Annotated in this window: 17 protein-coding genes and 1 pseudogene; 9 read left to right on the top strand and 9 right to left on the bottom strand. The window is 70.1% G+C overall.

Going from position 1 to position 21875, the window contains the following annotated elements; genetic code table 11:
* The 5 genes and pseudogenes from BM228_RS24390 to BM228_RS24370 form a co-directional block, all read right to left on the bottom strand.
* Window positions 1–209: pseudogene (locus tag BM228_RS24390) on the bottom strand (hypothetical protein); the annotation flags it as partial.
* Between the two features lie 150 nt (window positions 210–359).
* Window positions 360–1310: a protein-methionine-sulfoxide reductase catalytic subunit MsrP gene (gene msrP / locus BM228_RS24385; RefSeq protein ID WP_092044655.1), complete on the bottom strand. Its 951-nt coding sequence runs from the start codon at window positions 1308–1310 to the stop codon at window positions 360–362.
* Between the two features lie 141 nt (window positions 1311–1451).
* Window positions 1452–3206 (bottom strand): AMP-binding protein, encoded by a 1755-nt coding sequence (locus BM228_RS24380; protein ID WP_244537292.1) that lies wholly within the window; start codon window positions 3204–3206, stop codon window positions 1452–1454.
* A gap of 102 nt (window positions 3207–3308) precedes the next feature.
* On the bottom strand, window positions 3309–3980 hold the full coding sequence (locus BM228_RS24375) for a hypothetical protein (RefSeq protein ID WP_244537291.1): 672 nt from the start codon (window positions 3978–3980) through the stop codon (window positions 3309–3311).
* Between the two features lie 300 nt (window positions 3981–4280).
* Complete coding sequence (locus tag BM228_RS24370) at window positions 4281–5792, bottom strand: leucyl aminopeptidase (protein WP_092044653.1); 1512 nt, start codon at window positions 5790–5792, stop codon at window positions 4281–4283.
* 183 nt (window positions 5793–5975) lie between these two features.
* Between BM228_RS24370 and lptF the strand changes: the two genes are divergently transcribed.
* The 5 genes from lptF to rsmA all read left to right on the top strand — a co-directional run bounded on the left by lptF (window position 5976) and on the right by rsmA (window position 13173).
* Window positions 5976–7136 carry an LPS export ABC transporter permease LptF gene (gene lptF / locus BM228_RS24365; RefSeq protein WP_092044652.1) on the top strand — a complete coding sequence of 387 codons (1161 nt, stop codon included), beginning with the start codon at window positions 5976–5978 and terminating at the stop codon, window positions 7134–7136.
* 7 nt (window positions 7137–7143) lie between these two features.
* Window positions 7144–8232 carry an LPS export ABC transporter permease LptG gene (gene lptG, locus BM228_RS24360; protein ID WP_092044650.1) on the top strand — a complete coding sequence of 363 codons (1089 nt, stop codon included), beginning with the start codon at window positions 7144–7146 and terminating at the stop codon, window positions 8230–8232.
* A 78-nt stretch (window positions 8233–8310) separates the two neighbouring features.
* Window positions 8311–10890, top strand: coding sequence for an LPS-assembly protein LptD (locus BM228_RS24355; RefSeq protein WP_092044649.1), 2580 nt, complete (start codon window positions 8311–8313; stop codon window positions 10888–10890).
* 313 nt (window positions 10891–11203) lie between these two features.
* Window positions 11204–12322 (top strand): 4-hydroxythreonine-4-phosphate dehydrogenase PdxA, encoded by a 1119-nt coding sequence (pdxA, locus tag BM228_RS24350; RefSeq protein ID WP_092044647.1) that lies wholly within the window; start codon window positions 11204–11206, stop codon window positions 12320–12322.
* On the top strand, window positions 12319–13173 hold the full coding sequence (gene rsmA, locus BM228_RS24345) for a 16S rRNA (adenine(1518)-N(6)/adenine(1519)-N(6))-dimethyltransferase RsmA (protein ID WP_092044646.1): 855 nt from the start codon (window positions 12319–12321) through the stop codon (window positions 13171–13173). Before pdxA ends, rsmA begins: the two co-directional genes overlap by 4 nt.
* 337 nt (window positions 13174–13510) lie before the next feature.
* On the opposite strand, the gene BM228_RS24340 is transcribed toward rsmA, so the two are convergent.
* The 3 genes from BM228_RS24340 to BM228_RS24330 form a co-directional block, all read right to left on the bottom strand.
* Complete coding sequence (locus tag BM228_RS24340) at window positions 13511–14482, bottom strand: TIM44-like domain-containing protein (RefSeq protein WP_092044644.1); 972 nt, start codon at window positions 14480–14482, stop codon at window positions 13511–13513.
* Between the two features lie 124 nt (window positions 14483–14606).
* The gene (locus BM228_RS24335) at window positions 14607–15704 is read right to left on the bottom strand and encodes a two-component system sensor histidine kinase NtrB (RefSeq protein WP_092044642.1); all 1098 of its coding nucleotides are present in this window, start codon (window positions 15702–15704) and stop codon (window positions 14607–14609) included.
* 103 nt (window positions 15705–15807) lie between these two features.
* A complete protein-coding gene (locus BM228_RS24330) occupies window positions 15808–16440 on the bottom strand; it encodes a S24 family peptidase (protein WP_007567824.1) in 633 nt (210 codons plus the stop codon).
* Window positions 16441–17054: 614 nt separating this feature from the next.
* Here BM228_RS24330 and BM228_RS24325 point away from each other — a divergent pair.
* The 4 genes from BM228_RS24325 to BM228_RS24310 all read left to right on the top strand — a co-directional run bounded on the left by BM228_RS24325 (window position 17055) and on the right by BM228_RS24310 (window position 21387).
* Window positions 17055–17405: a DUF952 domain-containing protein gene (locus BM228_RS24325; protein ID WP_092044663.1), complete on the top strand. Its 351-nt coding sequence runs from the start codon at window positions 17055–17057 to the stop codon at window positions 17403–17405.
* Entirely contained in the window at window positions 17402–18478 is a 1077-nt protein-coding gene (locus tag BM228_RS24320) for a quinone-dependent dihydroorotate dehydrogenase (protein WP_092044640.1), read from the top strand. The genes BM228_RS24325 and BM228_RS24320 overlap by 4 nt, the downstream gene beginning before the upstream one ends.
* Before the next feature lie 339 nt (window positions 18479–18817).
* The gene (locus BM228_RS24315; protein WP_092044638.1) at window positions 18818–21115 is read left to right on the top strand and encodes an FdhF/YdeP family oxidoreductase; all 2298 of its coding nucleotides are present in this window, start codon (window positions 18818–18820) and stop codon (window positions 21113–21115) included.
* Window positions 21112–21387, top strand: coding sequence for a hypothetical protein (locus BM228_RS24310; protein ID WP_425284988.1), 276 nt, complete (start codon window positions 21112–21114; stop codon window positions 21385–21387). Before BM228_RS24315 ends, BM228_RS24310 begins: the two co-directional genes overlap by 4 nt.
* Here the strand turns inward: BM228_RS24310 and BM228_RS24305 are convergent.
* Window positions 21372–21854, bottom strand: a complete 483-nt coding sequence (locus tag BM228_RS24305; protein WP_092044635.1) for a VOC family protein — start codon at window positions 21852–21854, stop codon at window positions 21372–21374. The genes BM228_RS24310 and BM228_RS24305 overlap by 16 nt on opposite strands.
* Window positions 21855–21875 lie beyond the last annotated feature (21 nt).

The following is a 21875-nucleotide window of genomic DNA, read 5'->3' as shown; positions in this document are numbered from 1 at the left end:
TCGTACAGCGCCGGCAGCGACACCGGCAGAGGCTCCGCCTGCCGGGCCGCCGCGTGCAACGAGGGCCGCAAGCCGACCGCCACCAGCATCATCAGCTCGACGATCGTCGAGAACAGCAACGCGCGCTCGTATTGGCGCTGGCGATGGGCTGCGAACACCGCATCGAGCCACGCCGCCGGAAACGCCTGCTCCAGAAGCGTCCGCGCCATCACACCCGCCGGCGCCTGTTGCTCGAAGCGCTCCAGAACGGCCGACCAGACACACCCCAATCCGTCTGATGATCCTCTCATCCCAACGACTTGGGCACACAACAAACACCTTAAAAGGGCTGGGCCTGGGCCCTTTGGGATCCCCTCTTCTCACACGAACAGCCGCTCGCCCTCTAGGCCCTTGTAGAGCCCTGCGACCTGCTCGCCGTAGCCGTTGTAGATCAGCGTCGGCACGCGCTCGTCGGTGCCCAGCACGCGCTCCGAAGCCTGGCTCCAGCGCGGATGCGAGACGGCCGGGTTCACGTTGGCCCAGAAGCCGTACTCGGAAGCCTGAAGTCCCTCCCAGAACGTCTTCGGCCGCTCGGCGGTGAACGACACCTTCACCAGCGATTTGGCTGACTTGAACCCGTATTTCCACGGCACCGCGACGCGGATCGGCGCGCCGAACTGGTTGGGCAGCGGCTTGCCGTAGATTCCGGTGACCATGAAGGCGAGGTCGTTGCCGGCCTCGGCGAGCGTCAGCCCCTCGATATACGGCCAGGGGTAGTAGAAGGCGCGCTGGCCGGGTGCCATCGCCTTGTCCATGAAGGTCTCGAAGCGGATGTACTTCGCGCCCGAGGTCGGCTTGGCGAGCGCCACCAGCTTCGACAGGGGGAAGCCGGTCCACGGCACCGACATGGACCACGCCTCGACGCAGCGGTGACGGTAGAGCCGCTCCTCCAGGCCGATCTTCCGGATCAGGTCATCGACGCCGATCTCGAACGGCTTCTCCACGAGGCCGTCGATCTTCAGGGTCCAGGGCTGCGTCTTCAGCGCGTTCGCGGCCGGCAGCACCGTCTTGGACGTGCCGAACTCGTAGAAGTTGTTGTAGTCGCCGCTGAAGCGCTCCGGCGTCAGCGGCCGGTCGAGGGTGTAGGCGGGGTTGCGCGGCGCCGGATAGAGCGGCGCATCGGTCGCCGCGAAGGCGCTCCGCCCGCCGAGCGCAGAGCCGGCGACGAGCCCGGCGGCGGCGCCGATCAACGCCCTCCGGTTCAGGAAGACGGCCTCGGGGGTGGCCTGGCTCTCCGGGATCTCCCACCCGCGCCTGCTCCGGATCAACATCGCCGTCTCCTCGCCTGTCTCGCGCGAACAGCCCACAGATCGGCCGGAGCCGACAGGGGCGCAAGCGCCGCAGCCTCACCCTTCGGCGATCGGGGCCGAGTGGTTACGCGTGCAGGCGACGACGATCCGTCGCGGGTCCGCTCAGCCCGGCGGGGTCTCGTCGCGCAGGACCCGGCGCAGCACTTTGCCGACATTGGTCTTGGGCAGGGCATCGTGCAGCACCACCCGGCGGGGTACCTTGTAGCCTGTGAGCTGGGTGCGGGCATGAGCCCGCAGGGCGTCGGTCGAGACGTCCGGATCCTTCATAACCACGTGGGCCACGACCATCTCGCCGGTCTCCTCGCTCGGCGCGCCGACCACGGCGCATTCGAGCACCCCCGGATGGGCGGCCAGCACCTCCTCGACCTCGTTCGGATAGACGTTGAACCCGGAGACGAGGATCATGTCCTTCATCCGGTCGACGATCTTGATCTGGCCGTCGGGCTCCATCACGGCGACGTCGCCGGTGCGGAAGAACCCGTCCGGCGTCATCGCCCGCGCCGTCTCTTCCGGCTTGTTCCAGTAGCCGCGCATCACCTGAGGGCCGCGCACGCAGATCTCGCCGGGCTGGCCCGCCGGCACCGGCTTGCCGGCCGCGTCGCGGATCGAGACCTCGGTGGACGGGAACGGGTAGCCGATCGTCCCGGAGAATTCCCTGATCCCGGGCGGGTTGGCGCTCACCACCGGCGAGGTTTCCGACAGACCGTAGCCTTCGAGGATCGTGTTGCCGGTGAGCGCCTTCCAGCGCTCGGCCACCGGCCGCTGCACCGCCGTCCCGCCGCCGACCACGAAGTCGAGATGGGAGAAGTCCACCGTGTGGATTTTTGGGTGGTTGATCAGCACGTTGAATAGCGTGTTCACGCCCATCAGATGCGTGAAGCGGTGACGGCTCAAGGTCTTCACCATGCCGTCGCAGTCGCGCGGATTGGGGATCAGCAGGCAGGACCCGCCGTTGCGCATGAATTGGAAGAAGCAGGCCGTCAGCGCGAAGATGTGGTAGAGCGGCAGCGCCGTGACGGCGCAGCGGAGGATGCTCGGATCCTTCGAATTGAAGAACAGCTGCGACTGCTCGACATTGGCCATGACGTTGCGGTGGGTGAGCATCGCCGCCTTGGCGACCCCCGTGGTCCCGCCGGTATATTGCAGGAAGGCCAGATCCTCCGGATCGACCGGCACGGCGGCGTGCGGCATGCCGCTGCCTCGGCGCAGGGCTGTCGTGAACGGCAGCGCCAGCCCCTCCGGCAGCCGGAACGGCGGCACGGCCTTGCGGACGTGGCGGCTGGCGAGGTTGATCACGTGGCCTTTGAGCCCGAGCCCGTCGCCCGGGCCGACCAGGAGGACGCGCTCCAGCGCGACATCGGCCAGCGCCCCTGCGACGGTCGGACCGAAATTTTCCAGCACGATCAGGAACCGGGCGCCGGAATCGTTGATCTGCTGCGCAAATTCCCGGGGCGTGTAGAGCGGGTTGACGTTGACCACCGTCCCGCCGGCCGAGAGAACGCCGAACAGAGCCACCGCGTAGGCCGGCACGTTCGGCAGCATGATCGCGACGCGGTCGCCCTTGGCGAGGCCCTGCGCGCGCAGCCAGGCGGCGAGCGCGCGCGCCTGCTTGCCCAGGCTCGCATAGGTTAGGGTCGAGCCGAAGCACAGGATCGCCGGGCGGTCGGCGAAGGCGGTGACGCTGGTCTCGAAGAGGTCGACGAGGGTGCCGAGCGCCTCAACATCGATCTCGGCCGGGACGCCGGGCGGATAGGACGCAAGCCACGGCCGCGGCGACAGGTTCGTGAAGGCGGGATCCGGCTGGGACCCATGCCGGCGTGCCGCCCTGCCCTGCTCGATCAAGCTGGCCTCGCGCATCGCGTCGTCTCCCGCGGGCACGGCTCTCGACGGCCGCGTCCCGTCCCTACGCAGAACCGCCCGACTGTGGGCGAACGGGCGGCCACTAGCAAGGCGGCGGCCTCAGGCGCCTCGACGAAGCCGGCTCAATGTCGTGAGCAGGGCGTGCGGCAGAGCGGCGATGACGAGCAGCAGCGCGGCGAGGCCCGCCTCAGGGGGGCGGAACGCCCGGCGCGGCCAGGCGCCGATCCCGAGCTCGCCGGAGAGCCCGATCACGCAGGCGCCGAACCAGAGGGCCAGGAAGGCCAGCAAGCCGGCGCCGATTCGCCGGAGACTCGGGCGCAGGGGCCGGTTGGCCGCGATCGCGAACAGGCCGAGGATGCCGCCGAAGAGCGCCGCCGCGACCCCGGCGCCGAGCCCGTAGGCCAGCCACAGGGGCTGATGGGTCAGGAACGCCATCCCGCCGGTGGCGAAGCCGCCGCGCAGGATGAGGCCGCCGAAGGTCGGGTAGAGCCCGATCAGGATCAGGGAAGCCGCGCCGGCCGACGCGAACAGGAGCCTTCGGAGTGCGGAGGCCGGCCCTGGACCCGCCGCCACCGTCGCGAGATGCGCCAGCCCGTAGACCAGCGCGAAGGCGAAGAGCGGATAGCGGGCGATGAAGTAGCCGTAGATCCAGGGCTCGAACGCCTCCGGCACGCCCGAGCGCTGGCTGAGGCCGGTGACGGTCAACAGCGCCAAAGCCGCGAGCATGGCCAGGATCGGGATCGCGGCGCGGATCTTTTTTAGATCGACCACAGATGCACGGGTCTGATCACGCGCAACGGACGGTATAGGGCGCGCCTTTATCAAAAGGTTTTTCCGTTGCCAGCTCCAGGAGCACGCTGGCGCTTGAGCCCCCTCCTTGTCATCCCGGGGCCGCGCAGCGGAGCCCGGGATCCATATCCGCCGACAGATCAAAACCTTGCGCCGTCGGCGGTTATGGGTTCCGGGTTCGCCTGCGGCGCCCCGGAATGACAAAAGGGGTCTGTCTTGCTGCCGTCTCTATAACACGCGACGACATCGCCGATGCCGCGCGGCTTGAACAGGTGATCCGCCTCACCGCGCCTCGTAATGGTCCCGCACCAGCCGGTCGAGCAGGCGCACGCCCCAGCCGGCGCCCCAGGAGCGGTTGATCTCGCTGGCGTTCGACGACATCGCCACGCCCGCGATGTCGAGATGCGCCCACGGCACCTCCTCGACGTAGCGCTTGATGAACGAGGCCGCGGTGGCGGCGCCGCCGTGGCGGCCGCCGGTGTTCTTCATGTCGGCGAACTTGGAGTCGATCGCCTTGTCGTAGGCGGGGATCAGCGGCATCCGCCAGACCTTCTCGCCGGTGGCCTCGCCGGCGGCGTTGATATTGGCGGCGAGCGCGTCGTCGTTGGAGAACATGCCGGCGATGTCCTGGCCCAGCGCCACGATGATCGCCCCGGTCAGGGTCGCGAGATCGACCATCGCCTTCGGCTTGGCGCTGCGGACCACGTGGGTGATCACGTCGGCGAGGACGAGGCGGCCTTCCGCGTCGGTGTTGATCACCTCGATGGTCTGGCCCGACATCGAGGTGATGATGTCGGAGGGGCGGTAGGAGCCGCCGTCCGGCATGTTCTCGACGATGCCGATGGCGCCGACGACGTTGCAGCGGGCCTTGCGGCTGGCGAGCGCATGGAGCGCGCCGACCACCGCGGCAGCGCCGCCCATGTCGCCCTTCATATCCTCCATGCCGCCGCCGGGCTTGATCGAGACGCCGCCGGAATCGAACACCACGCCCTTGCCGATGAAGGCGATGGGCGCCTCGCCGGCCGGGCCGCCGTTCCAGCGCATGATCACGACCCGCGGCTCGCGGACCGAGCCCTGCGCCACGGCGAGCAGCGCGCCCATGCCGAGCTCGCGCATCTTGGCCGGCTCCAGCACCTCGATCTCGACGCCGAGCTTCGACAGCTCCGCGGCGCGCCGGGCGAACTCTTCCGGGAAGAGCACGTTCGGCGGCTCGTTCACGAGGTCGCGGGCCAGGATCACGCCCTCGGACAGGGTCCGGGCGGCTTCGCCCTCGCGGGAGGCCGTGCCGTGCTCGGCGAGCAGCAGGGTGAGCGCGGTGCCGCCCTTCTCCTCGGCGTCAGGCTTCTTCTTCGTCTTGTAGCGGTCGAACGTGTAGGTGCGCAGGCGCGCGCCGAGGGCGAACTCCCCGGCCTGCGCGGCGCCGACCGTGGCTCCCGGCCAGTCGAGTACCACCCGGGCCGAGCGGCCCGAGACCTTGCTGGCGGTGAAGCCGCCGAGCACCGGCCAGTCGATCTTGGCCCGGTCCTTCTCGGAACCCAGCCCGACCACCACCAGCCGGTCGGCGTTGACGCCCGCCGGCGCCGGCAGGCTCAGGGCGCTGAGCGAGCGGCCCTTGAATTTTTCGGATGCTGCGGCCTTCGCCACCAAGTCGGCGCCCGTGCTGCCCAGCGCCGTGCGCGCCGCCGATCCGAGGGCGAGGTCGTCGCCGACGAACACCACGAGATCGCCCGATCCCCCCGGGCCCTGGCCGCTCTGCTCCAGGGGGCCGAAACCGATCTCGATACCGTCCGCCATACCCGTCGTCCTGCCCACCGTTCCGCAGCCGTTCCCGTCCCCCGGCTGTGCCGCAGGGCGTGAACTGCCTTGTGTAGCCGCTGAGGCGGCAAACGCAACGCGGCGCGACAGCCCTGGAATCGCCCCTTTTGTCGGGTCCCTGCCGCCCCTGGGGGCGAGGGAACGGGCGGGACTGCCGGGCCAATGAGGCAGATCGAGCGCTACATCTTTCGGATCGCCCTGGGCGCCAGCCTCGCCTGCCTGATCGGCCTCACCGGCACGATCTGGCTGACGCAGACCCTGCGCGAGCTCGATCTGGTGACCGCCAAGGGGCAGACGCTCCTGGTCTTTCTGTTCGTCACCGGGCTGTCGCTGCCGACGTTGGTGGTGGTGATCGCGCCCGTGGCCCTGTTCATCGGCGCCGTTTACGCGCTGAACAAGCTCAACGGCGATTCCGAATTGATCGTGATGTCGGCGGCCGGCATGCCGCCGCGGGCGCTGCTGCGGCCGTTCTTGACGCTGGCGCTGTTCGTGAGCTTCCTCGTGGGCTTCCTGGTGCTGGTGGTGATGCCCGCGAGCTTCCAGGAATTGCGCGACGTGATCACCCGGGTCCGGGGCGACTTCATCGCCAATGTCGTCAAGGAGGGGCAGTTCACCCAGCTCGACAACGGCATCACCTTCCATTTTCGCGAGCGCGGACCGGGCGGCGTGCTCAAGGGCCTGTTCATCCAGGACCGGCGCGAGGCCGGCAAGACCAAGGTCTACCTCGCCGACCGCGGCAACGCCGTCGACATCGACGGGCAGAGCTACCTGATCTTGGAGAACGGCAGCGTCCACCAGCAGCAGAAGGAGTCCCGCGACTCCTCGATCCTGACCTTCGAGCGTTACACGATCGACCTCGCGGCCTTCGCGCCGCCGGATTCCGACACGATCTACAAGCCCCGCGAGCGCTCGACCGCCCAGCTCCTGTTCCCCGACCAGACCGAGGGCTACTACAAGCTGCAGAAGGGCCGGTTCCGGGCGGAGCTGCACGACCGGCTCTCGGCCTGCCTCTACCCGTTGGCTCTGGTCTTCATCGCCTTCGCGGCGCTCGGCGACCCGCGCACCACCCGCCAGGGCCGGGGGCTCGCCATCGCCGGGGCGATCCTGGCCGTGGTCGGGTTGCGGATCGCGGGCTTCGCCGCGGTGAGCGCGGCCACCCGCAGCGCCGGGGCGGTGGCGGCGATCTACGGCGCGCCGATCCTGGCGATCGCGCTCTCGTGCTTGCTGATCTTCTTCGGGCCGCGGGTGCGGGCCTTCAACGCCGCGCTGGCGGGCGCCCTGCGGGGCCTCGTCCGCGCCCCGCGCCTCGTCCCGGCACGCTGAGCCTCCGATGCTGATCGGTCCGACCCTCGGGCGCTACTTCGCCGCCCGGTTCGCCCGCACGGTGCTCGGCGTGTTCGTCACCGTGTTCGCCCTGGTCTACACCCTCGACTTCGTCGAGCTGCTGCGCCGCGCCGGCGAGGCCGAGGGCGCCTCCACCGGGCTGATGGCGCAGCTGTCGCTCTATCGCACCCCCGCGGTGGCCGAGGGCGTATTGCCCTTCGCGGTCCTGTTCGGCTCGATGGCCGCCCTGCTCCAGCTCTCGCGCAAGTTGGAGCTGGTGGTCGCCCGGGCGGCCGGGATCTCGGCCTGGCAGTTCCTGCAGCCCGGCTTCTTCGTGGCCCTGGCGCTCGGGGCGGTGGCGGTCGGGATCTACAACCCGGTCTCGGCCCTGCTGAAGCAGCGCTCCACCGAGATCGAGGCCAAGATCTTTGCCAAGTCGACCAAGGCCGGCTCCGGCAAGGATCTCTGGATCCGCCAGCGCGGCCTCGACGGCGAGGCGATCATCCGGGCCGAGACCGCCATCGAGGGCACGACAACGCTCGCCGGCGTCTCGGTCTTCACCTTCGACGAGGCCGGCAAGTTCGCCGAGCAGATCGTCGCGGCCCGGGCGACGCTCCATGACGGCTACTGGGAGCTGTCGGACGCCCGCGTCCTCGCCCCCGACGCCCCGCCTGAGTCGTTCGACACCTACCTGATCGCGTCGAACCTCGACCTCGGGCAGGTCCGGCAGCGCTTCACCCCTCCGGAATCTGTGCCTTTCTGGCAACTTCCCACAACCATCGCGCGGACCGAACGGGCCGGTCTCGACGCCACCCGATACCGTCTTCAGTACGATGTCCTGTGGGCTCGACCGGTCCTGTTCCTGGCTATGGTGATCGTCGCTGCAACCGTTTCCTTACGGTTCTTCCGCTTTGGTGGGGTCGGTAAACTCGTCCTCGGCGGTGTGGCGGCGGGCTTCGCCCTCTACGTGGTCCGGCAGGTCATGGAGGGGCTCGGCGCGTCCGGACTCGTCGCCGCACCGGTGGCGGCCTGGTTCCCGGCCGTGGTAGGCAGTCTTCTCGGTACGCTTACGCTTCTGTACCAGGAAGACGGCTGACGCCCGCAAGCCATCGCGGGACGGGAGACGGGTGTGTGAGGTTCGTGGCGGATTACGTCACAGGGGTTGGGTCGCGCGTTGCGTAAGGTCGCCCACATCCTGCGGAAGACGGCCCTCCTGGCTGCGCTGGCGCTCGCCGCGCCGCTGGCCGGGGGCGTCTCGGCGCATGCCCAGGGTATGGCCGCGCCCAAGCTCGGCAAGCCCGGCGACAAGCTGCTCGTCGAGGCCGGCGAGCTGATCTACGACAACGACCACAACACGGTCACCGCCCGGGGCAATGCCGAGCTGCATTACGGCCCGCGGACCCTCCAGGCCGACAGCGTGCGCTACGACCGCGGCACCGGCCGGGTCTTCGCCGAGGGCAATGTCCGCCTCACCGAGGCCGATGGCGGCGTCGTGACTGGCGAGCGCATGGAGCTGAGCGACGACTTCAAGACCGGATTCATCGACGCCTTCCGCGGCCAGCAGACGGTGGAGCGGCGCACCGAGACGGTGCGGACGCGCTTCTCCGCGCCCCGGGCCGAGCGCCTGAACGGCGAGCAGACCAGCTTCGAGGCCGGCAGCTACACCGCCTGCGAGCCGTGCAAGGACAACCCGGAGACGCCGCCGCTCTGGCAGATCCGCGCCAAGAAGATCATCCACGACAACGAGACCCACACGATCTACTTCGACGATTCCACCCTGGAGATCGCTGGGATCCCGGTGGCGTACCTGCCCTATTTCGAGGCCGCCGACCCGACCGTGCGGCGCAAGACCGGCTTCCTGACGCCGCGCTTCATCTCGACCACGGCCTTGGGCCGGGGCGTGTCGCTGCCGTACTTCATCAACCTCGCGCCGAACTACGACCTGACCATCACCCCGACGCTGCTCAGCCGCCAGGGCGTGCTCGGCCAGGCCGAGTTCCGCCAGCGGATCGACAACGGCTTCTACAACATCCGCTTGTCGGGCATCTCGCAGACGACGCCCTCAGCCTTCCTGCCGAGCCCGCTCGGCGCCGGCGAGCGCGACTTCCGCGGCTCGGTGGAATCGCAGGGGCGGTTCTACATCAACGACCGGTGGCGGACCGGCTGGGACCTCGTCGGCGTCACCGACAAGTGGTTCCTCGACAATTACCGGATCCGCAACCAGAACATCACGACGGATTATTTCCGCGAGGCGACCTCGACCGCCTACCTGGTCGGCCAGGGCGACCGCTCGTGGTTCGAGGCGCGCGGCTACTACTTCAAGGGCCTGTCGAGCTTCGACTGGCAGAAGCAGCAGCCGGTGGTCGCGCCGGTGATCGACTACGACAAGCGCGTCAACGGGCCGGCCGAGATCGGCGGCGAGGTCCGGTTCCAGGCCAACATCACCAGCCTGACCCGCGAGACCACCCAGTTCCAGGGCCTGCCCCGCACGTCGAGCTACCTGTTCGCGCCGAGCGTGAACGGCGTCAGCTTCCCGCTCTACCAGACCTGCACCTACTTCCAGCGCGGCCTATGCGCGATCGACGGGCTCGCCGGCACCAACACCCGGGCCTCCGCCGAGCTGTCCTGGCGCCGGAGCTTCATCGACGAGTGGGGCCAGAAGTTCACGCCGTTCGCGTATCTGCGCACCGACGCGTTCTTCACCAATCCGAGTTTCTCCGGCTACCAGAACGACCTCGCCCCCCAGGTCGCCAAGATCGACGACGGCTTCGCCGGCCGGGTGATGCCGGCGATCGGGCTCGATTACCGCTATCCGTTCGTCGCCAATTTCGGCGCGCTCGGCGTCCACACCCTGGAGCCGATCGCCCAGATCATCGCGCGCCCGTCCGAGACCCGGATCGGCCGCCTGCCGAACGAGGACGCCCAGAGCCTGGTGTTCGACGACACCTCGCTGTTCGAGTGGGACAAGTTCTCCGGCTACGACCGGGTCGAGGGCGGCGTCCGCACCAATCTCGGCGGCCAGTATTCCGTGGTCACGCCGTCCGGCTGGTACACGAACGTGATGTTCGGCGAGTCCATCCAGCTCGCCGGCGTGAACTCGTTCCGCCGGGGCGACATCGCCAATGTCGGGCTGGATTCCGGGCTGGAAACGCAACGCTCCGATTTCGTCGGGCGGTTCCAGGTCTCGCCGAACCAGAACATCACCTTCATCACCCGGGCGCGGTTCAACCAGGCGGATTTCCACGTCGCCCGGCTGGAGACCGGCGCCACGGCGCGGTTCGCGCCGTTCCTGCCGCTCACGGTCTCGGCCTTCTACTCGTATTACGAGGCGCAGCCGCTGCTCGGCTACAGCCACTATCGCGAGGGCGTGACCGCCACCGCCACCTACAACATCACGCCGAACTGGTTCATCTCGGGCTCGTTGCTGGTGGACCTCACGCACTATCTCGACGTGCGTAACACCTACACGGACGCCCTGTCGTCCTACCTGTCCAACCCGATCGGCACGGTCCCGACCTACGAGAACCCGGGCCGGTTCTACCTCTCGGGCGCGAGCTTCGGCGGCGGCTACCAGGACGAGTGCACGACCATCTCGCTCAACTACATCAACTCGCCGATCGCCACCGCGACGGGCGTGCGCGAGCGCAACCAGACTGTGCTGCTCCGCCTCGAGCTGAAGACCCTGGGCGAGGCGGATCTCCGCCAGAACGTCGGCACCGCCACCACCGCGGACGGCATCGCGACGGTGCGGTAGTTTTTTGGGGGACCCAGCCCCGACTTAACGCACGCCTTCCCTCCCCCCTCTGCGGGGGAGGGTGGCCCCTGCGTCAGCAGGGGTCGGGAGAGGGGTACCCGGGTTCAGGAAAGCGCGCGACCGGCATGACGGGCGAAGCCCGATCCTGCACCGCCGCTCCCCTCTCCCGACCCGGCCTGACGGCCGGCTCACCCTCCCCCGCAGAGGGGGGAGGGAGACGCGCCTCGATTGCAAAACTCGCCGGCCAAGCGTGAGGCGCCATCACCCCTGCCAAAAGGATGCGCCCCGGCCCCGCCGGCGCTATAGACCCGCAATGCCGCCTCTCGCCCTCACCCTTGGAGACCCGGCCGGGATCGGCCCGGAGCTGGCGCTCAGCGCCTGGCTCGGGCGCGGCGGCGCGGATCCGCTGCCGCCGTTCTTCCTGGTGGCCGATCCGGATTTCATCGAGCGCCTGGCCAACCGCCTGAACCGGCTGGTGCCCGTGGCCGAAGTCGATCCCGAGACCGCCGCCGAGGTCTTTCCCCGCGCGCTGCCCGTGGTGCCGCTGCCGAGCGGCGCCAAAGTCTCCGCCGAGCCCGGGGCGCCGGATTCCGCCAATGCCGGGGCGGTGATCGAGTCGATCACCGCCGCAGTGGCCTTCGTCGCGGCCAAGCGCGCCAGCGCGGTGGTGACCAACCCGATCGCCAAGTTCGTGCTGACCCGGGCGGGCTTTGCCCATCCCGGCCATACCGAGTTCCTGGCCGCCCTCTCGGTACCGCCCGGCCGCACGCCGCCGCGCCCGGTGATGATGATCTGGAGCGCGGATCTCGCCGTCGTGCCGGTGACGATCCACGTGCCGCTGAAGGACGTGCCGGACCTGCTCACCCAGGAGCTGGTGGAGGAGACCGCCCGGATCGTCGCCCGAGACCTGCGCGACCGGTTCGGCCTGCCGGAGCCGCGCCTTGTGCTCGCGGGGCTCAACCCCCATGCCGGCGAGGCCGGGACGATCGGCCACGAGGACCGCGACGTGCTCGCCCCCGCGGTGGCGCGGCTGCGCGCCGCCGGCCTCGACATCCGCGGGCCGCTTCCCGCCGACACCCTGTTCCACGCCCGGGCCCGGGCGACCTACGACGTCGCCCTGGCGCCGACCCACGATCAGGCGCTGATCCCGATCAAGACCATCGCGTTCGACGACGGCGTCAACGTCACCCTCGGGCTACCCTTCGTGCGGACCTCGCCCGATCACGGCACCGCCTTCGACATCGCCGGGACCGGTGTTGCCCGGCCCGACAGCCTGATCGCCGCCCTGCGGCTGGCCGAGCGCCTCGCCGCCACCGAAGCCGCCCGCACCGCCCCGGGGCCGGGGGGCGCCGAGATCATCCCGTTCAGCATCTATGCCGGACGGCCGCGCGCGTCGGGCGCCAAGCATTTCGACGCCGAGGACGAGCTGTGAGCAATGGAGACGGGCTGCCGCCCCTGCGCGAGGTCGTCGCCCGGCACGGGCTGGAACCCAAGAAAGCCCTCGGCCAGAACTTTTTGTACGATCTCAACCTGACGGGGCGGATCGCCCGGTCGGCGGGGCCCCTCGAAGGCGTCACCGTGGTGGAGGTCGGCCCCGGACCCGGCGGCCTGACCCGGGCGCTGCTCGCCGAGGGTGCGGCCCGGGTCGTGGCGATCGAGCGCGATCCCCGCGCCCTACCGGCTCTGGCCGAGATCGCCGCGCATTATCCCGGCCGGCTGGAGGTGGTCGATGCCGACGCGCTGGCCTTCGATCCGCGACCGCTGATCGGCGACGGGCCGGCCCGGATCGTTGCGAATCTGCCCTACAATGTCGGCACAGCGCTGCTCACCGGCTGGCTCGACGGCGAGGCCTGGCCGCCGTGGTGGGATCAGGCGGTGCTGATGTTCCAGCGCGAGGTCGCCGAGCGCATCGTCGCGGGGCCGGAGACCCGGGCCGATTACGGCCGGCTCGGCGTGCTGTGCGGCTGGCGCACCGAAGCCGACATCCTGTTCGACGTGAGCCCCTCGGCTTTCGTGCCGCCGCCCAAGGTCACGTCCAGCGTGGTGCGGCTGGTGCCTCGGGCGCGGCCCCTGCCCTGCCGGGCCGGCGCCCTCGAAGCCGTCACCCGGGCGGCGTTCGGCCAGCGCCGCAAGATGCTGCGCCAGAGCCTCAAGGCGCTGACGCCCGAGCCGGGGGCGCTGCTCGCGGCCGCCGAGATCCTGGAGACGGCCCGGGCCGAGGAGGTGCCGGTGGCGGGGTTCGTCACCCTGGCGAACCTGTGGGATGCGCAGCGCGGACGGTAACTCCGTCTATCGGTCAGGCGTTCATCGAGCGCGCTGCGGCTTGGGCCGCCACCCCGTCATTCCGGGGCGCCGCAGGCGAGCCCGGAATCCAGAGCCGCCGACCGTGCAAGGTCTTGCTCAGCTTGCGGTTCTGGATTCCGGGCTCCGCTTCGCGGCCCCGGAATGACGGTTTTTGCGTTCGAGCGCCGACCACATCGTGGACCGATCGACGATGGTGGGAAACGCTGCGTCCCCAAAATCGGCGGCTTTCACGCATAAAAAAAGCCGGCACCGCGGAAACGGCGCCGGCTCGAAAACGGCGCCCCGGCCTCAGCGGCCGGGACGCCAAGTCCCAAAATCAACGGGTCTGCTGGATCGCCGAGAGCACCCAGCCGCGGCCGGGCTGGCGCTGGAAGGTCCAGAGCTCCGTCGCCTCCGGGGCCGGCTCGGTCTTCACGACCCGGCCGCTGGCGCGGTCGACCATGACGTCCTTGAGGGCGTAGCGCATCGCCACGGTGGCGTAGTCGGTACGGTCCTCGCCCCAGGCTTCCGCGAGGTCGCCCTGCAGCAGCTTCACGTCCGTGATCTTGTTGATCACGCCCTGCGCGGCGTTGTTGCGCAGCTCCTCGTCGAAGTAGCCGGCCATCTCGGGCGTCGACAGGTTACCCAGGGTCACGCGATCCTCGCGGGAATAGGCATCCTGGATGTCGCCGAGCAGGCGCTCGAACGCCTGGTAATCGGCCGGGCCGATCTCGACCTTGCGGGTCTGCACCGGGCGCGCGCCGCCGAAGGAGCCGCCGGCCGCCGGGGCCGGGCCGCCCATCGGACCGCCCGGGTTCGGGCCGCCGTCGAGGGTCGAGCGAGCGTAGGGCGCGCCGGCGCCGGCCGGCTCGCTGCGGCGGCGGCGGAAGAACCGCACCGCGAGCATGACGACGAGCACCACGAGGCCGACCTGGAACAGCAGGCCGATCATCGAGGCGAGGCCGCCGAGACCGCCGAAGAAGCCGCCGCCCAGCAGGGCGCCGAGCAGGCCGGCGCCGAGCAGGCCTGCGAAGAAGCCGCCGCCGAAGCGACGCCCCGGCGCGGCCGGCGCCTGCATGCCGGGATTGGACATGCCGGGGGACGGCGCGGTCTGCGACCGCTGCATGGTCATGCCGCCGCCTGGCGCCGTCGGCGTGGCCGAGGGGGCCGTGTAGGTCCGCGAGCCGCGCGAACCGAAGGATCCGCCGCCGCCCGGACGGGCTTCTGCGACGGGGGCCGCGACGGTCAGGGCAGCGGCCAGCGCCAGGAAGGCGGCCGTGCGCCGACGGCGCGAGAATTGGGTGAGCATGTACGCGCCTCTGAGGACGAGAACCAAGTGGCGGAAGCCGCCGACGATTATATGGTGACGGATCAGCGCGGGTTTTAGTCCGCGTCTCTCGACGCCGCGATGACGTTTGTCGCGGATCGTGGCCTCAGTGCAGCGTCCGGTCCGGCGCAGCCGGGAAGGCCAGGCGCACCTCGGTCCCCTCCCCGGCCCGGCTGTCCAGGGTGATCGTGCCGTTCTGGCGCTTCATCAAGCCGTGGACGATGGCGAGGCCCGCGCCCCGTCCCGCCTCGTGGCTGGTCTGGAACGGCGCCAGCGCCCGGGCCAGCATCTCGGGCGAAAGGCCCGTCCCGGTATCGCTCACCCGGATCCCGACCGTGCCCGGCCCAGGCTGGTGCATGGCCCGGTCGTTCGGATCGACCCGGAAGGTCGAGAGCGTCAGGGTGCCGCCGCTCGGCATGGCCTCGCAGGCATTGGCGACCAGATGCCGCAGTGCGAACTCGATCTGCGTCGGGTTGCTGATCGCCCGCGGCAGGCCGGGGGTGGTGTTGACCGCGAGGCGGATCCCGGACGGCAGGTCCGAGGCGAGGCGCTGGGCCAGGTCGGCCACAATGGCGTCGAGGTCCACCGGCCGCACGTCCGGGGCGATCCGGCGGGAATAGGCCAGGAGTTGCCGGGTCAGGATCGCGGCCCGCTCGGTGGCGTCGGCCGAGCGGACGAGCGCCCGCTGGATGAACGGCTCGGGCCGGTCGCCCAGCCGGCGCTTCAGGCCGTCGATGTAGCCGATCAGGATCTGCAGGAAGTTGTTGAACTCGTGAGCGACGCTGTTGGTCAGCAGCCCCAGGGCCTCGCGCTGCCGCGACAGCGCCAGGGCGCCCTCGGCCTCGCGCCGCGCGGTCACGTCGAGGATCTGGCAGAGCTTTTCGTCGCCATCCGGCAGCCGCCCCACGGTGAGGCTCGCCCAGAAGCTGCTCCCATCGGACCGCACAGCCAGGAATTCTTGCGGCGCAGCCGCTGAAAACTCAGGCGCCGACCCGCGGGCCGCCAGGATCAGGTCGAGGCCGCGCTCAATCAGAGCCCGGGCCGGATGCCCGGTGAGGCGTTCGAAGGCCGGGTTGGCGTAGCGGATCCGACCGCGGGCATCGACGAGAAACGTCGGCGTCGGCAGCGCGTCGAGGAGCGCGCGGGCCTGGCCCTTGAGCGGCTCCCCACCCTCCGCGCCGTGATCCGTCCCGGGCTGCGTCATGCTGCGTCCGAGCTGAGCGGGTGCGGGAAACCCGCGACGACGCCCGCGATAGCGACGAACCGCGGCCGGGCCAAGTGTGGCGGGTGAGTTCTCAGACGGCGACCTACTGCCGGACCCACATCACCCGGGCCATCCAGGCGACCTCGCCGATGTTGAGGACCCGGTCCTCGTGCTCCGGATTGAGCGAGACCAGCTCCACGGTCCGGGCGGTGCGCCGCTTCAACTCCTTGGCGAGGACCTCGCCGCCGTGGAGGCGCACTACGACGCGGTCGCCCTTGCGCACGCTGGCGGTGGGCGAGACGATGAGCACGTCGCCGTCGCGGAACAGCGGCTGCATGGAATCGCCCTGGATCTCCAGCGCGAAGGCGCGCTCCTCGCCGAGATCGGGGAACTCGATCTCCTCCCAGCCGGCGCCGCCGGTGGGCATGCCCTCGTCGGTGAACAGGCGCCCGGCCCCGGCCTGGGTCAGGCCGATCAGCGGCACCATGGTGCGGGCCGGGATCTCGCGAGCCTCGATCAGGCGCAGGAACTCGTCGAGGCTAGCGCCGGTGGCGGCCAGGACTTTCGAGACGGATTCCGTGGAGGGCCAGCGCTTGCGCCCGTCGGCGCCGATCCGTTTGGAGCGGTTGAAGCTCGTGGCGTCGAGGCCGGCACGCCGGGCGAGCCCGGAGGCGGAATAGCCGTGGCGCTCCGCCAGACGGTCGATGGCGTTCCAGATCTGCTCGTGAGACAGCATGTCGGGCTCGGCGGCTCAACCTCGTCGGGCCGGCGCCCCCGTCTCGCCAGCCGGCACCCGGCTGCCTCGGGGGCACGGAGGCAGTCTCCCCGGAGGATGCGGACCGAACCCGCCGGAGAAGCGCGGAATACTGAAAACCGTCACGCGCCCGTCCGAATCAGCGGTTTCGGACGCGGTTCTATGACGCTCAGCCTAGTCGTAGGAAAGTAGAACTACAACCTGCAGAATGCAATCGCCCTTGGAATCGATCTGGTTTCCGGGTGTTGCCGGCTTCAAAGGTTCGGCATTGAGGCTTGTGTCGGAGCGCGACAGGCCCCCTCTCCCGTGCGGGAGAGGGTTGGGGTGAGGAATACGCCTTCTCCGGAAAGACCTGTGCCTTCACCCCTGTCCCTCTCCCGCACGGGAGAGGGGATCCGCGCCACATCCAGTGCTGTGGGAACAGCGTAACTCGCAGAGAAAGCGCGTGCGTTTGCAGCCTGGCCAACCTGACGTGTGAACATCCGAGACTGCAGGTTGAAAGGCCAAGAGAAGCCCTCGGCCGACACACTCCATCCGCCCTGGTTCCGGTCCCCGGGGCGATGGGCTATGGACGCGCCGATCCCCGGGGAATGACGATGCCGCTCATCTACAAGATCTGTCCGCGTGCCCTTTGGCGCGAGGCCGAGGCGGTGGGCCGGTTCACGGGTGCGCCAGTCGATTATGCGGACGGCTTCATCCACTTCTCCACCGCCGAGCAGACCGCCGAGACGGCGTCCCGTCACTTCGCCGGCCAGGACGACCTGCTGCTGATCGCCGTCGAGGCCGAGAGCCTGGGCTCGGCCCTGGTCTACGAGCCCTCGCGCGGCGGCGCCCTGTTCCCGCATCTCTACGGCGACCTGCCGCTTACGGCGGTAGCATCGGTGGAGGCGATGCCTCTGGGCCAGGATGGGCAGCATGTCCTGCCCGCCGGGATCCCGCGCGCATGATCGCCGCCGCCTTCCCGCTGGTCCGCCCGCTGCTGCACCGGCTCGACGCCGAGCGCGCCCATGACCTGACCCTGCGTGCCCTGTCGCTGCTGCCGCCGGGCAAGCCCGCCGCCGACGATCCACGGTTGGCCGTCGATCTGCTCGGGCGGCGGTTTCCCAACCCGGTCGGCCTCGCGGCCGGTTTCGACAAGGGCGCCCGGGTGCCGGACGCGATGCTCGGCCTCGGCTTCGGCTTCGTGGAGGTCGGCGGCGTGGTGCCGCGGCCCCAGCCGGGCAACCCGCAACCGCGGGCCTTCCGCCTCGCCGCCGACCGGGCCGTGATCAACCGCTACGGCCTCAACAGCGAGGGGTTGGACGTGGTGGCCGGGCGACTCCGGGCCCGGGCGGGACGGCCCGGCATCGTTGGGGTCAATATCGGGGCGAACAAGGAATCCACCGACCGGCTGGCCGATTACGTCGCCTGCACCCGAACCCTGGCGCCGCTGGTCGATTTCGTCACCGTCAACGTCTCCTCGCCCAACACGCTGGGCCTGCGCGACCTCCAGGGCGAGGCCTTCCTGGACGAGCTGCTCGCCCGCACGGTCGAGGCCCGGGACGCGACCGGCGCCAAGGCCGCGGTGTTCCTGAAGATCGCTCCCGACCTGGCCCTCGATGCCCTCGACGCGATCTGTGCCACGGCGCTGAAGCGCGGCGTCCAGGCGCTGGTGGTCTCGAACACCACGGTCGCCCGGCCGGAGAGCCTGCAGGAGAAAAGCCTTGCCCGCGAGACCGGCGGCCTCTCCGGCCGGCCGCTGTTCGGGCCGGCGACCCGGATGCTGGCGCAGACCCGGCTCCGGGTCGTGGACAGGCTGCCCTTGGTGGGCGTTGGCGGCGTCGATTCCGCCGAGGCTGCCTGGACCAAGATTCTGGCCGGGGCGAGCCTGATCCAGCTCTACTCGGCGCTGGTCTATGACGGGCCGGGTCTTATGGATCGCATCAAGGCCGGCCTGCTGCAGCGCATGGCGGCGGAGGGCGCCTCCGCGCTGAGCCAGGTCGTCGGCCGCGACGCGGAGGCGCTCGCCCGCGCGGCGTGAGGGCCGTTCGTTCGGGCTCTTCCCACCCGCTCGCCGTCATTGCGAGCGCAGCGAAGCAACCCAGTGCGGCGCGCAAGTCCCGAACGTAGCGTATCCCTAGGTTGCTTCGCTTCGCTCGCAATGACGGATCGGAATCGAGCTTTCGGCGACCCCGTCCGATCGCAACCGTGCGTTTCACCCGCCAATTGAGAAAGACTTTCGCAAGCGGTGACTTAGCCTGTGCCCCGCGCATGAGGGGCCTGCACGCGCCCTCCATTGTGAGGGGCCCGTCAAGCCGCTTATCTCGCGGTTGCGAATTGGCGAGCCGATCTCGCTTTCAGAGAACATCCAGGATCGTCCATGGCCCAGTCTGACGGGGCTCCGAAGCGCTCATCCGCCGCCGGCGGCTGGGGTGCGCTGAAGAGTTGCGGCAAGCACCTGCTCGGCTCGCGCGCGCCGCTGTCGGGCGCGCGCGCCCTGCTGAAGGCCAACCAGCCGGACGGGTTCGATTGCCCGGGCTGCGCCTGGGGCGACCCGGAGCACGGCTCGTCCTTCGAGTTCTGCGAGAACGGCGTGAAGGCGGTCTCCTGGGAGGCCACCGACAAGCGCACGCCGCCCAGCTTCTTCGCCCGCCACACGCTGACCGAGCTGCGGGGCTGGAGCGACTACGCCCTGGAGGGCGAGGGCCGCCTCACCCACCCGATGCGCTACGATGCCGCGAGCGACCGCTACCTGCCGGTGAGCTGGGACGAGGCCTTCGCCGAGATCGGCGCGACGCTGCGCGGCCTCGACCATCCGGACCAGGCCGAATTCTACACCTCCGGCCGCGCCTCGAACGAGGCCGCCTATCTCTACCAGCTGTTCGCCCGGGCCTACGGGACCAACAACTTCCCCGACTGCTCGAACATGTGCCACGAGGCCAGCGGCGTCGCACTGATCGACGCCATCGGTATCGGCAAGGGCACGGTCCTGCTGGAGGATTTCGAGAAGGCGGACGCGATCTTCTGCGTCGGCCAGAATCCCGGCACCAACCATCCGCGCATGCTCGGCGACCTGCGTCGGGCGGCCGAGCGCGGCGCCCAGATCGTGGTGTTGAACCCCGTGCGCGAGCGCGGGCTGGAGCGCTTCGCCGATCCGCAGAACACCGTCGAGATGCTGCGCGGCTCGAGCCAGCCGATCGCCAGCCACTATCTCCAGCCGCGCTCCGGCGGCGACATGGCCGCCTTCCGGGGCATCGCCAAGATCGTCTTTGCCCGCGATGCCGAGGCGATCGCGGCCGGCCGGCCGTCGCTCCTCGACCGCGCCTTTCTGGAGCACCACACCGCCGGGCTCGACGCCTATCGCGCCGCCGTGGAGGCGACGAGCTGGGATGCGATCCTCGACCAGTCGGGCCTGACCTACGACGACATCGCCGCCATGGCGGATGTCTATCTCGGCGCGCAGCGGGTGATCGCCACCTGGGCCATGGGCGTGACCCAGCACCGCCATTCGGTGGCGACCGTGCGCGAGATCGCCAACCTGCTGTTCCTGCGCGGCCATATCGGCCGGCCCGGCGCCGGCCTGTGCCCCGTGCGCGGCCATTCCAACGTCCAAGGTGACCGCACGGTCGGCATCAACGAGCGCCCGTCGGCGGCTTTCCTGGATTCGCTGGAGCGGCATTTCGGCCTCGCCATGCCGCGCAAGCACGGCCACAACGTCCTGGCGGCGATCCGGGCGATGCGCGACGGCACGTCCAAGGCTTTCATCGGCCTCGGCGGTAATTTTCTACGCGCGACGCCGGATACCCCCGTGGTGGCGCAGGCGCTCGCCTCCTGCCGCCTCACCGTGCACATCGCGACCAAGCTCAACCACGCCCATCTGGTGCCGGGCGCGATCGGCTACCTGCTGCCCTGCATGGGCCGCACCGAGATCGACCGGAACGCCGCCGGCAAGACCCAGATCGTGACCGTCGAGGATTCGATGAGCATGGTCCACGGCTCGGGCGGCATCAACAAGCCGGCCTCGAAGGAACTGCGCTCCGAGATCGCGATCATCGCCGGCATCGCCCAGGCCACCGTCGGCTCGGCCGCGATCGACTGGGCCGGGCTCGCGGCCGATTACGATCGGATCCGCGAGGCCATCGCCGCCACGATCCCGGGCTTCTCCGAGTACAACACCCGGGTGCGCAAACCGCGCGGCTTCATGCTGCGCAACCTCGCCGCCGAGCGGGTGTTCGAGACCGCCTCCGGCCGGGCCAACTTCTCCGCCGACGCCCTGCCGGCCGAGACCGAGCACCAGGTCGCGAAGAAGTCGCGGAACACGTTCGTGCTGCAGACCTTCCGCAGCCACGACCAGTACAACACCACGATCTACGGCCTCGATGACCGCTACCGCGGCGTCTACGGCGAGCGGAAGGTGCTGTTCGCCCATCCCGACGATCTGGCCGAAATCCGCGACCGGCTCGGCGAGCGGGTCGACATCGTCGGGCTGCACGCCGACGGCGTGACCCGCCGGGCCGAGGATTTCCGGCTGGTGCCGTTCGACATGCCCCGGGGGGCGGTGGCCGGCTACTACCCGGAGCTGAACGTGCTGGTGCCGCTCTCGACCTTCGGTGAGAAGAGCGACACGCCGACCTCGAAATCGGTGCTGGTCTCGCTGGAGGCCCGCGCGGCGGCGTGAGTCTCCCTGTGGATCAGGCTCTCGACGAGGCGGCGTTCGTCGCCGCTCTCGACCGCATCACGGCGGCCCATCCAGGGATCGATGCACTGGAGGCGGGGCTGCTGGCGGCTCTCGATCTCGGCCTGCCCGGCGACAGCCGCGCCTTCGCCCGCACCTTCGCAGTGGAGCACGCCCTGGTGCTCCGCGCCGTCGCCGCTCTGGAGGAGGCCGGCCACGTCACCGTGACGGCCCGCGACGCCCGCACCCAGCGGACGCGCTACGACGCGGCGTAGGCGGCGGCTTCGAGCGCCGCGACGTCGAGCTTGACCATGTCCTGCATGGCCACGAACACCCGGGCCGCCACAGCGGGATCGGGGTCGGCGAGCAGGCGCGGCAGCAGGTCCGGAACGATCTGCCAGGGCACCCCCCAGCGGTCACGCAGCCAGCCGCACATGATCTCCGTCCCGCCCTCCGCGATCAGGGCGTCCCAAAGGCGGTCGATTTCGGCTTGGTCGGCGCAGGCGACGGCAATCGATGCGGCGGTACCGTACTCGGCCGGCGTGCCGCCGTTCAGCGCCTGGAAGCTCTGGCCGCCGAGGGTGAAGGTGATCAGGATCACGTCGCCGGGCTCGCCCCCGGGCCAGGGCCCCGGCGCCCGCAGGATCTGTCCGAGGCTGGAGCCGGGCACGAGCGAGACGTAGAAGCGGACCGCCGCCTCGCCGTCGCCGGCGAACCACAGGCAGGTGCTGACCTTAGACATGGCGGGCGCTCCGTGTGGCCG

Origin of the sequence: Methylobacterium pseudosasicola (assembly GCF_900114535.1) — a bacterium.
Lineage (GTDB): Bacteria > Pseudomonadota > Alphaproteobacteria > Rhizobiales > Beijerinckiaceae > Methylobacterium > Methylobacterium pseudosasicola.
This window is presented reverse-complemented; position numbering and strand designations above follow the sequence as displayed.